This is a genomic window from Pseudoclavibacter sp. RFBG4, from assembly GCF_002931515.1.
Classification (GTDB): Bacteria; Actinomycetota; Actinomycetes; order Actinomycetales; family Microbacteriaceae; genus Pseudoclavibacter.
The window spans coordinates 54978-68329 of the sequence record NZ_PSYC01000011.1 but is presented as its reverse complement, the minus strand read 5'-3'; the positions used below and the strand labels follow the sequence as shown (position 1 = coordinate 68329).

Here is a 13352-nt window from a genome sequence, read left to right as displayed (position 1 = left end):
GTGGGGGGTGGGGGCGCGAGCTACTCCTCGAGGGGGCCGAGCGCCGCCTGCGCGACGAAGCGAGCGACGGGAGACGCCGTCACCTCGAGCTCGACGACCGTGACCGTGTTGACGCCGGCGCGGAGCACCGAGCCCGGCACGTAGAGCGTCTGCTGCGGACCGCTGCGCCAATAGCGCCCGAGCAGGAAGCCGTTCACCAGTGCGTACCCCTTGCCCCACTTGGCCGTTTCGAGGTAGAGGTCGCTCGGCGCCTCGAGCTCGAACTCTCCGCGCAGCCCGGTGAGCCCGAGCGGCGTCTCGTGATGCGCCAGTGGCGCGGATGCGTCGGCCGCAGCAAGAGCAGCACCACCGGCGCCGGATGCGCTGGTGAGCGCCGAGCCGATCGCGGCTCCGGCCTCTGCGACGTCGATGGGCGTCGCCGTCCACCCATCGAGGGGAGCCCCGTCGAGGAGCGGCGTGCCGATGATGCCCTTCTCCTCGCCGATGCGCTCGGCGTAGTTGACGCGACCCTGCTCCTCCACGAGCACGCGCAGTCGCGTCCCGGCGGGCACGACGATCGACGTCTCGTGGAGGGTGCGCGACAGCGTGCCGAAGGGGACGCCATCGATGGAGAGCCACGCGAAGTCGCGCACGTCCTCGAACTCCAGCAGGCGGGGTGCGGATGCGCGCGGCAGCTCGGCCTCGTAGGCGACCAGAGCGCTCAGGTGCTGCAGGGCGTCGAAGGTCGGGGGCGCCGTGTGGCGTTCGAGGCTGACGGGCGGGAGCCACGCATCCGGATCCACGACGGAGAGCGGCACCTCGAGCTCGGGAGCTGGGGCCGCGAGGGCGGGGGTCTCAGCCGGCACGTCGGCGTACTTCGCGATGACGTCTCTGAACGCGAAGAACTTCGGGGTGGGGTTCCCTGCCTCGTCGAGCGGCGCGTCGTAGTCGTAGGACGTCGCGATGGGCAGGTACCTGCCCTTGTGGTTCGCCCCGTTGGTGAGGCCGAAGTTGGTGCCGCCGTGGACCATGTAGAAGTTCACGGAGGCGCCGGCGGCGAGCAGCGCGTCGAGCTCGCGAGCCGCGTCCTCGACGCTCGTCGTGTGGTGGAAGGCGCCCCACCAGTCGAACCAGCCGTCCCAGAACTCGGCGCACATGAGCGGGCCGGTCGGCTGGTGGCGCCGCAGGGTGGCGAGGCGCTCGTCGGCGCGCGACCCGAACGAGCCGGTGAGGTGCACGCCGTCGACGCTGCCGTCGCTCAGCATCTGGTCGGTGGGCTGGTCGATCGTCGTGAGCGGCACCGTGATGCCGGCCTCGCGGGTGACCTCGACGAGCCGTTCGAGGTAGGCGGTGTCGTTGCCGTACGCGCCGTACTCGTTCTCGATCTGCACGAGCACCACGGGGCCGCCGCCGTCGATCTGCCGCGGCGCGACGATGTCGTAGACGCGCTGCAGGTAGGTCTCGACCTCGTGCAGGTAGGTGGGTTCCGAGCGTCGCAGCCCCACTCCGGGCATCGCGACGAGCCACGTCGGGAGCCCGCCGTTGTGCCATTCCGCGCAGATGTAGGGGCCCGGGCGCACGATGGCGTGCATCCCCTCGGCCGCGATCAGGTCGAGGAACCGGCCGAGATCGTTCCAGCCGCTCGCATCCCACTCCCCCTTGCGGTGCTCGTGGGCGTTCCAGGCGACGTAGGTCTCGATCGTGTTGAGGCCCATGAGCTTGGCCTTGTGGATGCGGTCGGCCCACTGCTCGGGATGCACGCGGAAGTAGTGCAGCGCCCCGGAGAGCACGCGGTGGGGTTCGCCGTCGAGGAGGAAGTGCTCTTCGCCGATCTCGAAGGTCATGTGAGCAGACTCCAGTCTTCTGTCTTCGCTGACATCGGGGGTGTTCAGAGGAAGCGGGGGTGGATCAGCGTTGGACGGCGTCGCCGACGCCGTCCACGAGCTCGCGAAGGTCGCCCCAGCTCGGCAGCGACTCCCAGTCGCCGTCGCTGCGGCAGGCGCTGGCTCCGCACGCGGCGGCCGTGAGCATGCGCTGCTCGAGGGGCGCCCCGCGCGTGAGCTCGACGAGGTAGCCGGCGGCGAAGGCATCACCGGCGCCGACCGTGTCGACGACGTCGACCGCGAAGGCGGGCACCTCGACCTCGAGGTCGCCGTCGATGCCGGACGCGCCGTGCTCGCCGCGCTTGATGACGGCCTGCCGGGGGCCGAGGGCCTGCAGGGCGCGAGCCTGCTCGAGCGGGGATGCCTCGCCGACGAGCATGGCGGCCTCGTCGTCTCCGGCGAAGACGATGTCGCTGAGCGCGGCGAGCTCGCGGTAGCGGGGAGCCGCGGCCTCGGCCGACCACAGCTTGCTGCGGTGGTTGACGTCGAACGACACGGTCACGCCGTGCTCGCGAGCGAGGCGGACTGCGCTGAGCACTGTCTCGGCGGCGCTGTCGCTGAGGGCGAGGCTGATGCCCGTGACGTGCAGGATCTGGGCGCCCACGATGGCCTCGCTCGGCACGTCGGCCGGCGTGATGCGGCTGCCGGCGAGTCCGCCGCGGTAGTAGGTGACGCGGCTGCGGCCCGGGCGGGGCCGGTCCTTGAGCATGATCGCGGTGGGTGCATCCGCGTCGACCGTCTCGTGCAGCTGCACCTGCTCGGCCCTGAGGGCCCGGAGGATGCGCCGGCCGACGGCGTCATCGCCGACCCGGCCGATCCACGCGGCCTCGACGCCGAGTCGGGCCGCGGCGATGGCGACGTTGCTCTCTGCACCGCCGAAGCTCATCTCGGCGTCGGACTGCAGGTCGAAGCCGCCGGCCCGGCGCGCGATCACCAGCCCGAGCGCCTCCCCGATCGTGACGATGCCGCTCACGCGCGGCCGACCTTGGCCGCGCTCACGCGGGTCGCGATGTCGGCTGCCGCACGTGCTGCATCGGCGACCGCGTCTGCGCCATCATCGAGCAGCTTCGAGGTGCCGAGCCAGCTTCCGCTCGCCGCGAAGACGGCCGGATGCTCGAGGTGCTCGGCGAGGTTGGCGAGGCTGATGCCGCCGCTCGGCATGAACGTGATGCCGCGGAACACGGAGGCGTACGTGTTGAGCAGGGACAGCCCGCCGAAGTTGCCCGCCGGGAAGAGCTTGAGCTGCGACAGCCCGAGGTCGCGGGCCGCCGTGATGTCGCTCGGCGTGAGCGTTCCCGGGAGGATCGGAACGTCGGCGTGCTGCGCGACTCGGACGACCTCCGCTGACAGTCCGGGCGAGACGAGGAACTGCGCCCCCGCGTCCAGCGCCTGCTTGGCCTGCTCCGTGTCGAGCACGGTCCCCGCGCCGACGATGAGGTCGGGGCGCCCCGCGATGTGGCGCAGCGCATCCAGTGCCCCGTCGCCGCGCAGCGCGATCTCGACGATGCCGATGCCGCCCGCGACGAGACCGTCGGCGAGCGCCTCGGCCTGCGCCTGCGTGCTCGGCGTGGAGAGGGGAACGACGGAGTGGCCCTCGAACAGGGCGGTCATCGTGCGAGCCATCCGCCGTCGACGGGGAGGACGACACCCGTGACGTAGGCAGCGGCCGGGCTGGCGAGGAACACGGCGGCACCGCCGAGGTCTTCTGCCTCGCCCCAGCGGCCCGCGGGGATGCGCTCGAGGATGGAGCGCGAGCGGTCGCTGTCTTCGCGCAGGGCCTCGGTGTTGTCCGTCGCGATGTAGCCGGGGGCGATCGCGTTGACGGTCACGCCGCGGGATGCCCACTCGTTGCTGAGAGCGTGGACGAGGCCCGCGATGGCCGACTTCGACGCCGTGTACCCGGGCACGTTGATGCCGCCCTGGAAGCTGAGCAGGCTCGCGGTGAAGATGATGCGCCCGTCACCGCGCTCGACCATGGCCGCGCCGACGATCTGGCTGAGCACGAACTGGCTCGAGAGGTTCACCTGGATGACCTCGTCCCACCAGTCGAGGGAGTGCTCGGCTGCGGGCGCGCGGCGGATGGTGCCGGCATTGTTGACGAGGATGTCGGCGTGCTTCACGGATGCGCCGAACTGCTCAACGGCGGCACGGTCGGTGAAGTCGACGCCGTGGCCCTCGAAGCTGCGGCCGAGCGAGCGAACGCGCGCCCCGACTTCTCCGCCGTCGGTTTCCTGCTGGGAGGACGCGGCGATGATGTCCGCCCCCGCCTCAGCGAGTGCCGTGGCGATGCCGAGGCCGATGCCGCGGCGGGCGCCGGTGACGACCGCGGTCTTTCCAGTGAGGTCGAAGCTGGTCATAGCGACCCTTTCGCGTGAGGCCAGGTCCACCTGGCGGAACTCGGTTTCATTCATCTACTATAGACGTGCCACGAACGAATCACGAGAGGAACCCCCTTGTCTCAGCAGTACCGCCCGGGTCGCCCGGAAGACATCCCCACCCTCGACCAGCAGGCACTCCGCGACCGCTACCTCGTCGAGCAGCTCCTCACGCCAGGCGAGATCCGCGTCGTCGCGACGCACTTCGACCGCGTCGTCACCGTCGGCGCCGTCCCCACCGACAGCCCCCTCAAACTCGAGACCGTCGACGAGCTGCGCAGCGAGAACTTCCTCGACCGCCGCGAGCTCGGCATCGTCAACACGGGCGGCGACGGCGTCGTCGTCGCCGACGGCGAGCGCTACGAACTCGCGAAGACCGCCGTGCTCTACCTCGGTCGCGGCACCGTCGACGTCACCTTCGAGAGCAGCGACGCCGCCGACCCCGCCAAGTTCTACGGCTTCAGCGCCCCCGCGCACACGGCCTACCCGAACACCCTCGTCACCCCCGAAGAGGGCACGATCCGCGAGCTCGGCGACCAGGTCACGTCGAACCGTCGCACGCTGCGCCAGTGCATCCACGAGAACGGCGTCAAGAGCTGCCAGATCGTCATGGGCGTCACGAGCCTCCACGCCGGCAGCATGTGGAACACCATGCCGGCGCACACCCACGACCGTCGCACCGAGGTCTACCACTACTTCGACCTCGAGGACGACCAGCGGGTCGTGCACCTCATGGGCGACCCCAAGGAGACGCGCCACCTCATGGTCGCGAACGGCGACGTCGTGCTCTCCCCGAGCTGGTCGCTGCACTCGGGAGTAGGATCTTCCAGCTACTCGTTCGTGTGGGCGATGGCCGGCGAGAACCAGTCGTTCGACGACATGGACTCTGTGCCGATCACCGACATGCGGTGACGACTCCAACAACGAGGGTGGTCAGGATGGACGACGCAGGCCAGTCGCCGACCCCGCCTGCGGGGGCAAGCGAGAAGACGCTGCTCGTGCTCGCGGCGGCCCTCGCGCATCCGCGCTTCACGGACATCGTCGCCGAGGCCGGGCTCGCGAAGGCCACCGTCCACCGCATCCTGGGCACCCTCGTCGCGCAGCACTACCTCGGGGGCAACTCCGAGCAGGGCTACCGGGCCGGCCCCAACCTGCTGGCCCTCGCGGGCCGGGCGCTCGCGAGCGTCGACATCTCGCAGGTCGCTGGCCCCATCGTCGACGAGCTCGCCGCCTCCGTCGACTGCACCATCCACGTGGGCGTCGCGACCGAGAGCGAGATGGTCTACCTCATCCGCCGCGACTCGGCGAAGCCGTACCGCATGCGCTCGCGCGTCGGCCTCGGCGTGCCCCTGCACAGCTCCGGCATGGGCAAGGTCGTGCTCGCCGACTGGGCGCCTGAGCGAGTGGATGCGCTTGCGGCACGCGTCGGCCTGCCGCGACGCACCGACCTCACGATCACCGATCTCGGCCTCCTGCACGAGGAGCTCGCCCGCGTCCGCGAGCGCGGCTACTCGACGGACCTCGGCGAGAACGAGACGGGCACCGTGTGCGTGTCGGCGCCCATCCGCGACCACACCGGCGCCGTGACGCACGGCCTCTCGGTGTCGTCGATCGAGCTCGAGTACCCGGGCCTCAGCATCGAGGCCCTCGCGCCCGCGGCGATCGCGGCCGCGGACCGCATCTCCCGCGAGCTCGGCGCACCCGGAGCACCCGGGGCTTAGCGCCGCGCGGCGACGGGCTGCGGTCCGGGGCCACTCTGTCCAACATCGGTGCAAGCTTGCCGGCTGACACGATTCACTCGCCTGATGTCGCCGTTTCTGCACTGATGTTGGACAGCGTTCGGTGGCAGCGGCTCCTGCTGCGGCGGGCCACTCCACGGTCAGCTCGAGCTCAGAACACAAGTACCTGCAGGCACGCCTGACCAATTTCAGTGCAAACTTGCCGGCTGACACGTTGCACTCGCCTGATGTCGCCGTTTCTGCACTGAAGTTGGACAGGGACAGCACTGAACCGGTTGCGTCGGCCGCGCGACAAGCGCGGAAGTCGAGAGGTCTCGACGGCGATGGACTGGCCAGAACCGCCGCGTTGACGGACAATAGGACCTCCCCAGGAAAGAGGACCCCGAATTGGCCGAGCAGCTTCCCCCGTCGACCGACGGCATTTCCCGTAGGACGATCGTCACCGGCGCAGCATGGGCGCTGCCCGTCGTCGCGGTCGGAGCCTCGACGCCGTTCGCCACAGCATCCACTGAGGAGACGCTGAGGTTCGTGGCCGACAATCGGCGCTCGGCAGGCCAGGAGAACCCAGTGCAGCTGCAGGGCTACGCGCCGCTCGTCGGCGGCGTTCGCCCGGAGAGCGTCGACCTCAGCTACACCGACGGCCTGACCGGCCCTGCGACCGCGAGCGTCGACAGCGACGGCAACTTCACTGTGCTCGTCAGCTACCAGGAGCCGGCGGCAGGCGCGCAGTTCACGGGCACGGTCACGGCCACATTGCCGGGTGGCGCCAGCGCCACTGCGACGATCGACGTATCGGGACCTTCTGCCGAACCCGCTGCGACCACGGAATAGCTCCACATCGCCCCAGCCCGACAGCTGCGGAACGCTGGGTAGCGGCGACCCTGACCAACTTCAGTGCTCAGATGGCCGTTTCGCGCCACTCCGTGCCGAAACCGGCCGGATCAGCACTGAAGTTGGACAGAGGCGGCGCCAAAGGGGCCCGAGGCGTCACCGCGACGCGTCGAGCCCCTGTCGGTTGCCGGTCAGCCGCGGGCGTTCGGCTCGCTGGAGGATTCCCTGCGGCCAGAGGAACCCTCAACCGGGTCCGCCGCCGGCCCGCCGACCGCGAACTCCGTCTTGCGGTCGATGCTGTCGGATGCCAGCTCCAGGTTGCTCTCCCCCTCGGCGCGAGCTTCGGCTTCCTCCTCGCCGTCAAGGCTCATGAGGTGCTCGACGTCGACGTCGTTGGGGTTGTCGAGCACTTCCTGCAGTCGCTCGCGGTCGAGCACCTTCGTCCAGCGGGCGATGACAAGCGTGCCGATGCCGTTGCCCGTGAGGTTCGTGAGGGCGCGGCCCTCCGACATGAAGCGGTCGATGCCGACGATGAGCGCGAGACCGACCATCGGGATGATGTGGTCGAACGCGGCGATGGATGCGGCGAGGGTCACGAGTCCAGCGCCGGAGACGCCCGCGGCGCCGTTGGAGGAGATGAGCATGAACGCGAGGAGCGCGATCTGGGTGCCGATGGGCACATCCACCCCGAACGCCTGCGCGATGAAGATGGCACCCATGGACATGTAGATAGCCGTGCCGTCGAGGTTGAACGAGTAGCCGGTCGGGATGGTGAGGCCGACGACGTGCTTGGGCACGCCGGCCGCCTCGAGCTTCGTCATCATGCGCGGCAGCACCGTCTCGGAGGAGGAGGTGCCGAGCACGATCAGCAGCTCGTCCTTGATGTAGCGGATGTACTTGAAGATGCTGAAGCCGGCCCAGTGGCAGATGGGGCCGAGCACCAGGAAGACGAAGATCAGGCAGGTGAGCCAGAACGAGCCCATGAAGAAGGCGAGGTTGCCGAGGATCTCGGCGCCGTGCTTGCCGATCGTGAAGGCGATGCCGCCGAAGGCGCCGATGGGGGCGACCCACATGACGATCTTGATGATGCCGAACATGACCTTCGCGAGCGAGTCCATGGCGCGCACGACCTTCTCGCCGCGCTTGCCGAGCATGGCGATCGCGATGGCGGTGAGGATGGCGAGCAGCAGCACCTGGAGGAGCTGGCCGTCGACGAACGCCGACATGAACGAGGTGGGGATGAGGCCGAGGATGAAGCCGGGCAGGCCCTCTCCCCCGGCGTCGCCCGCGTCGGCGATGGTCGCGTCGGCGGCCGAGCCGTCGAAGCTCGCGACGTCGTAGTTCAGGCCGGCGCCCGGCTGGAACACGTTGATGGCGATGAGGCCGAGGCCGAGAGCGACGACAGTGGTGATGTTGAAGTAGACGGCGGTGCGCAGGGCGAGGCCGCCCGCTTTCGCGAGGTTGCCGAGGCCAGCGATGCCGACGACGACGGTCGCGAAGATGGTCGGCGCGATGACGACCTTGACCAGGTTGATGAAGAGCGTCGCGAGCCAGCGCAGCTCGGAGGCGAAGGCCGGGAAGATCAGGCCGACGGCGACGCCGAGCGCGATACCGAACAGCACCCACACGTAGAGGTGGTGCCAGAACGGCTTCTTCTTCTTCGCGGGAGGGGTTTTGCTGATTGCCTGGCCTGGTGAGCCCGGGGTGGTCTTGACCGCTTTGCCCTTGTCGGGGTTCGAGTCGTGTGTCACGGTGTTCTCCTTTGAACTCCAGCGTGTGCGTCATCGGTGACGGCTCGTCGTCCAAGGGTGGGCGCCCGGAGGCCAGGAGCCCAGGGGCTCGGCGCATCCTTAAGGTGTTCTTGACATTCGGTCGCGGACGCCCGCTTGTTAGGGTCGAACCGTGGCGTTTGCACCGTGGATGTCGTCGGTTGAGCCGCCAGCAGGCGGCGTCACGCGGCGAGCGTTCCTCGGAGGCGCGGCGGCAACGCTGTCTTCGCTTGCGCTCGCGGCGTGCGCCTCGCCGCAGCCGTCCGGGCAGGTGCTGACGCTCGCGACGGGGCCAGAGGGTGCCGTGTTCCGGGAAATCGGGGCGGCCTACGCCGACGCGGTGAACGCGTCGTGGCCTGCCGGCGAGGTGCTGGTGCGCGACACCGCCTCGTCGCTCGAGAACGCCCAGCTGCTGAGCGCGGGCGAGGTGGATGCGGCGCTCATCAACGTCGACGTCGCCGCTGATTTCGAGGGCGAGATCGTGGCGCTCGCGCGTGTCTTCGATTCGGTGCTGCACCTCGTGGTTCCGGAGGACTCGGACATCACCGATCTGCGCGGCCTGCAGGGCAAGACCATCGCGGGTGGACTCGAGCTGTCAGGCACCCGCTTCACGACGTCGGCGATCCTGACTGAATTGGGCGTCGAGGCGAACTACGTGAGCCTTTCGCAGGCCGACTCCGTTGCGGCGCTCGCGGGCGGCGCGGTCGAGGCTGCGGCGAGCCTCACGGGCATGCCGACTCCGGCGATCAGCGAGATCGGCGCCGGGCAGCGGGTGCGCTTCATCGACCTCGGCTCGAACGCCGAGCATCTCATCGACCGCTTCCCGCTGGTGTACTTCCCGGTCACGATCCCGTCGACGATGTACGAGGGCCTGCAGGCGGCGACGACGCTCGCGGTGCCGACGGTGCTCGCGGTGCGGCCCGGCATGGCGGATTCGCTCGCGGAGTTCCTCACGGCCTGCCTGTTCGGCAACGCGGATGCACTGTCGCACGTGCGCCCTGAGGCAGGACAGATCAACCCTCGGACGGGCGCGGGGACGACTCCCATTTCGCTGCATCCCGGGGCTGCCGGCTGGTTCCGCGCGAATAAGCCGTAGGGGCCGCTGGCCAGAAACCGGTGACAACTGTGTACACAACGTCTACTCTTGACACATGGACTCTGTAACGCGTGAGATCAGCACTCGAGAACTTCGCGAGCAGCTTTCCGACGTGCTCGGTCGGGCCATGTATGCCGGTGAACGGGTGGGAGTGACTCGGAACGGCAAGCTCGCCGCAGTCGTCGTCAGCGTCGCTGACCTCGAAGCTCTGGAGTCGTTCGAGATGCATCGCGATGTTGAGTCGTATCGCCATGCGAAAGCGGCAGATGATGGCGACCGGGTTTCCCTCGATGAGCTTCGCGGTGAGCTCCGCGCGTGACCTACCGCGTCGAGTTGACCTCGGCCGCCGCAAAACAGGTCCGCAAACTGACTCGCCCAGTCCAACTGCGCGTGCTGGATGCGATCCAGTCGCTGTCGGAAACACCACGCCCGCAAGGGGCTCGCAAGCTGGTGGGCGAGGAGACCGCGTGGCGAGTTCGCATCGGCGACTACCGCGTCATCTACGACATCTACGACGAGGAACTCGTCATCACGATCGTGCGTGCCGCGCACGGTCGCGAGGTCTATCGCTAGCAGATGCTCCGCTCAGCTAGGACTGAGATTCGGCCAGGGGCACCGCGGCTTCGACGCGCAGGCCGCCGCCGGGCGCATCCGCGAGCGTCAGCCCGCCCCCGATATCTCGCAGGGCTTGCGCGACGATGCTCAGGCCGAGTCCGGTTCCCGGCAGGTTGCTGGTGCGGGGCGAGCGCCAGAAGCGCTGCGTGGCGTGCTCGCGGTCGTCGGGTGCGAGCCCGATGCCGTTGTCGTCGACCGTGACGACGTAGCGACGCGAGCCGATGTCCGGCCGGCCCGCGACGCGCACCTCGGTGCCGCCGGAGAGCTTGATGGCGTTGGTGACGAGCTCGCTCACGACGGCGTCGAGGCCGCCGGCGGGCTCCTGCACTTCCAGCGCCTCCCCCTGGAGATGCACGGTCTGCACGGCGATGCCGGCTCGCGCGCCGGCTTCTGCCCAGCGGAACGCTGCCCCGGCGAGGGCGTCGCCGATCGCTGAGATGCGTGGCGGCCGGCTCTGGAACTGGGTGGCGTCGAGCAGTCCCGCGACGGTTCCGGTCATGCGGTCGATGGTCTCGATGGCTTCGGCGTGCACTTCGCGCGCTTCGGCGTCGTCGCGGAGGTAGGGTCCGAGGTTCTCGACCGAGATGCGCGTCGAGGCGAGGGGCGTGCGCAGCTGGTGCGACGCATCCGACACGAACTCCTGCTGCCTCGTGACGGTCGCGGAGACGGTGCCGACCATGGAGTTGAAGGTGGAGGCGAGGAGCCGCAGCTCGCTCGGGCCCGTGTCGGTGCCGGCCTTCGCGTCGAGGTTGCCGCGCGCGACAGCATCGACGGAGCGTTCGAGCTCCTGAACGGGGCGGAGGACCCACCGCGACATGGGCCAGAGCAGCCAGAAGGCGACGGCGCCGGGAACGAGCAGCCCTGCGGCGAGGATGAGCCATTCGGTCAGGATCGTGGTGCGGGCAGTGTCGGTGGGCACGTCGAAGACGAGGGCGGCGACGACCTGCGAGTCGCGGCCGACTGGGGCGACGATCGTGAGCCGCTCTGGCCCCCACGGCCAGACGGTGGTGGTGAGGTCGGGCGACTGCCCGGAGAGGGCGGCGTCGACGAGCGCACGGTCGGCGTCGTCGACTGCGTAGGGCAGGCCCGCCGAGTGGATGATCTGCCCGTCGCGGTTGAGGAGCCAGGTGGGGGTGTCGAAGAGCTCTGCGTAGTCGTCGAGCTCGGCCTGGAGGCGAACGGGGTCGGTGCCGATGGCCGTGTAGGCGGCGGTCGAGAATCGGGCGGCGTCGTTGAGGCGGTCGTTGGTGAGTTCCGCCGAGTGGCGGTCGGCGATCGTGACAGCGGTGGGCACGGCGATCATGATGAGCAGCAGCACGAGCAGCGGGATGGCGCACAGCACGAGTCGCCGGTGCATCAGGTGGGCCCGTCCGGGTTGGCGGGCTCCGTCAGGCTGTACCCGACGCCGCGGAGGGTGGTGATGGTGACGGTGTCGCCGAGCTTGCTGCGCAGTGTGGCCATGTGGGTGTCGAGCGAGCGCGTGCCGGTCTCGACGCTGCGCTCCCAGACGCGGTCGAGGAGGTCCTCGCGCGTCACGGGCTGCCCTGCCCGCGCCGCGAGGAGACGGAGGATCTCGAACTCCTTCTGCGTGAGCGACTGCGCGGTCGGGGCGGCACCGTCGTCTGCGGTGATCGTCGCGGTGCGCGTCTCGGTGTCGAGGCGCAGCATCCCGACCTCGACGACGGGAGAATCGGGGGTACTCGTGGAGCGGCGCATCTCGCGGGTGCGCCGGGCGAGGCCTTCGATGCGGACGAGCAGCTCGGCGACGCTGAAGGGCTTGGTGACGTAGTCGTCGGCGCCGGCGCGGAGCCCTGCGATGCGGTCCTGCTCGCGGCCGTGCGCGCTGACCACGATGATGCCGACGGCTGGATGCTGGCGGAGCTTCGCGATGATCTGCGTGCCGAGCCCGTCGGGGAGGGACATGTCGACGAGTGCCAGCTCGGGCACTTCGTCGCGGATGCAGGCGAGGGCTTCGGCGACGTCGGCGGCCCGCGTGACCCGGTGTCCGGCGTGCTTGAGGGCGCGACTCAGCCCCCTTGCCAACTGGTCGTCGTCTTCGCAGAGCAGCACGCGCATGGGGTCGAGTTTATTTGACGCGTCCCTCGGTGGTCGGCGGCGTCGTCGAGGCCGTTGGTCTCGTGAGCCAGAGCCAGCCGGTGAGGGCGAGCCCCCAGAGGAGGAAGAGCGGGTCCCAGAGGAGGGCGTGCCCGATCATGGCATCCCGGTCGTACCCGCCTTCGGGCACGAGGATGCCGAGCAGCACGGCGCCGCTCGCGACGATGTTGACGAGCCCGTAGAGCACGATGCCGGGGCCGCCCACCCAGCAGATGGCGCGCCAGACTCTCGGCCACGGCATCCGCTGCGCGTCGAGTGCGACCGGGATGAGCGCGGCGAGCAGCTTGACCAGCGCGACGGTGCCGAGCAGCAGGCCGGACTCCACCGGTTCACGCCTCGAGAACTCGACGGCGATCGCCCCGATGGTCGACAGCAGCCAGGTTCCGCCGAGCGCCCAGTAGGCGCTGAAGGCGGCGTGCACGACGCCGATCGCCGCCGCGGCCAGCACGAGGATGCGTGCCGCGTTGCGCGAGCGGCGGGTGCGGGTATCTTCGCGCATCCGGCCCCTACTCCCCCGGTGTCTGGCCGGGCTGGTCCTCCAGGTAGACGAGCCCGTTGCCGTCCGGGTCTTCGAACGAGAACATGGGCGCAACGCTCTCCCAGCGCAGCACTTCGGTGTTGTGGAGCTCGACGCCGCTGGCCTTGATCCGGTCGTGCGCCTCCTGCGCGTCGGTGGTGCCGAGGCGCACGGCGATGGGAATCTCGCTGTCGTGCGGGAGCAGGACGATGCCGACGCTCGAGCCAGGCGGGAGCACCTCGACGTAGCGGGCGCCCGGCCACGCTTCGACGTCCATGACGAGCTCGCAGCCGAGCACGTCCGTGTAGAAGGCGAGCGACGCATCCACGTCGGAGACGGGAACCGAGACGCTGAGCACGCGTGTTGTCTTTGCCATGGGTCAAGTCCACCGCGAGGTGAACGACGACGCCAGTGGTTGGCGTGGATGCGCAGG

Annotated in this window: 15 protein-coding genes; 6 read left to right on the top strand and 9 right to left on the bottom strand. The window is 69.6% G+C overall.

What is annotated here, in order from left to right; translation table 11 throughout:
- Window positions 1-20: 20 nt before the first annotated feature.
- The 4 genes from C5E10_RS03025 to C5E10_RS03010 all read right to left on the bottom strand — a co-directional run bounded on the left by C5E10_RS03025 (window position 21) and on the right by C5E10_RS03010 (window position 4219).
- Window positions 21-1823, bottom strand: a complete 1803-nt coding sequence (locus C5E10_RS03025) for a beta-galactosidase family protein (RefSeq protein ID WP_104330382.1) — start codon at window positions 1821-1823, stop codon at window positions 21-23.
- 64 nt (window positions 1824-1887) lie between these two features.
- On the bottom strand, window positions 1888-2835 hold the full coding sequence (locus C5E10_RS03020; protein ID WP_104330381.1) for a sugar kinase: 948 nt from the start codon (window positions 2833-2835) through the stop codon (window positions 1888-1890).
- Window positions 2832-3473, bottom strand: a complete 642-nt coding sequence (locus C5E10_RS03015) for a bifunctional 4-hydroxy-2-oxoglutarate aldolase/2-dehydro-3-deoxy-phosphogluconate aldolase (RefSeq protein WP_219820313.1) — start codon at window positions 3471-3473, stop codon at window positions 2832-2834. The genes C5E10_RS03020 and C5E10_RS03015 overlap by 4 nt, the downstream gene beginning before the upstream one ends.
- Window positions 3470-4219 carry an SDR family oxidoreductase gene (locus tag C5E10_RS03010; RefSeq protein WP_104330379.1) on the bottom strand — a complete coding sequence of 250 codons (750 nt, stop codon included), beginning with the start codon at window positions 4217-4219 and terminating at the stop codon, window positions 3470-3472. Before C5E10_RS03010 ends, C5E10_RS03015 begins: the two co-directional genes overlap by 4 nt.
- A 96-nt stretch (window positions 4220-4315) precedes the next feature.
- Here C5E10_RS03010 and kduI point away from each other — a divergent pair, with 96 nt between their 5' ends.
- The 3 genes from kduI (at window position 4316) to C5E10_RS02995 (ending at window position 6807) form a co-directional block, all read left to right on the top strand.
- A complete protein-coding gene (kduI, locus tag C5E10_RS03005) occupies window positions 4316-5149 on the top strand; it encodes a 5-dehydro-4-deoxy-D-glucuronate isomerase (protein WP_104330378.1) in 834 nt (277 codons plus the stop codon).
- A 26-nt stretch (window positions 5150-5175) separates the two neighbouring features.
- The gene (locus C5E10_RS03000) at window positions 5176-5958 is read left to right on the top strand and encodes an IclR family transcriptional regulator (RefSeq protein WP_104330377.1); all 783 of its coding nucleotides are present in this window, start codon (window positions 5176-5178) and stop codon (window positions 5956-5958) included.
- A 405-nt stretch (window positions 5959-6363) separates the two neighbouring features.
- Window positions 6364-6807, top strand: a complete 444-nt coding sequence (locus C5E10_RS02995) for a hypothetical protein (RefSeq protein ID WP_104330376.1) — start codon at window positions 6364-6366, stop codon at window positions 6805-6807.
- A 191-nt stretch (window positions 6808-6998) separates the two neighbouring features.
- Here C5E10_RS02995 and dctA read toward each other — a convergent pair whose 3' ends face one another.
- Window positions 6999-8558, bottom strand: a complete 1560-nt coding sequence (dctA, locus tag C5E10_RS02990; protein ID WP_258070977.1) for a C4-dicarboxylate transporter DctA — start codon at window positions 8556-8558, stop codon at window positions 6999-7001.
- A gap of 151 nt (window positions 8559-8709) precedes the next feature.
- Here dctA and C5E10_RS02985 point away from each other — a divergent pair, with 151 nt between their 5' ends.
- From C5E10_RS02985 to C5E10_RS02975, 3 genes are read left to right on the top strand one after another with little or no spacing between them, the layout of a single operon-like run.
- Entirely contained in the window at window positions 8710-9672 is a 963-nt protein-coding gene (locus C5E10_RS02985; RefSeq protein WP_146080133.1) for a TAXI family TRAP transporter solute-binding subunit, read from the top strand.
- 55 nt (window positions 9673-9727) lie between these two features.
- Window positions 9728-9991, top strand: coding sequence for a type II toxin-antitoxin system Phd/YefM family antitoxin (locus C5E10_RS02980; RefSeq protein ID WP_104330374.1), 264 nt, complete (start codon window positions 9728-9730; stop codon window positions 9989-9991).
- Window positions 9988-10245 (top strand): type II toxin-antitoxin system RelE/ParE family toxin, encoded by a 258-nt coding sequence (locus C5E10_RS02975; protein ID WP_104330373.1) that lies wholly within the window; start codon window positions 9988-9990, stop codon window positions 10243-10245. The genes C5E10_RS02980 and C5E10_RS02975 overlap by 4 nt, the downstream gene beginning before the upstream one ends.
- A gap of 16 nt (window positions 10246-10261) precedes the next feature.
- Here C5E10_RS02975 and C5E10_RS02970 read toward each other — a convergent pair whose 3' ends face one another.
- The 4 genes from C5E10_RS02970 to C5E10_RS02955 are packed head-to-tail and all read right to left on the bottom strand — an operon-like array spanning window position 10262 to window position 13295.
- Complete coding sequence (locus C5E10_RS02970; RefSeq protein ID WP_104330372.1) at window positions 10262-11644, bottom strand: ATP-binding protein; 1383 nt, start codon at window positions 11642-11644, stop codon at window positions 10262-10264.
- The gene (locus C5E10_RS02965) at window positions 11644-12363 is read right to left on the bottom strand and encodes a response regulator transcription factor (RefSeq protein ID WP_104330371.1); all 720 of its coding nucleotides are present in this window, start codon (window positions 12361-12363) and stop codon (window positions 11644-11646) included. The genes C5E10_RS02970 and C5E10_RS02965 overlap by 1 nt, the downstream gene beginning before the upstream one ends.
- Window positions 12364-12373: 10 nt before the next feature.
- Window positions 12374-12901 (bottom strand): DUF3995 domain-containing protein, encoded by a 528-nt coding sequence (locus C5E10_RS02960; protein ID WP_104330370.1) that lies wholly within the window; start codon window positions 12899-12901, stop codon window positions 12374-12376.
- A 7-nt stretch (window positions 12902-12908) separates the two neighbouring features.
- On the bottom strand, window positions 12909-13295 hold the full coding sequence (locus C5E10_RS02955) for a VOC family protein (RefSeq protein WP_104330369.1): 387 nt from the start codon (window positions 13293-13295) through the stop codon (window positions 12909-12911).
- Window positions 13296-13352 lie beyond the last annotated feature (57 nt).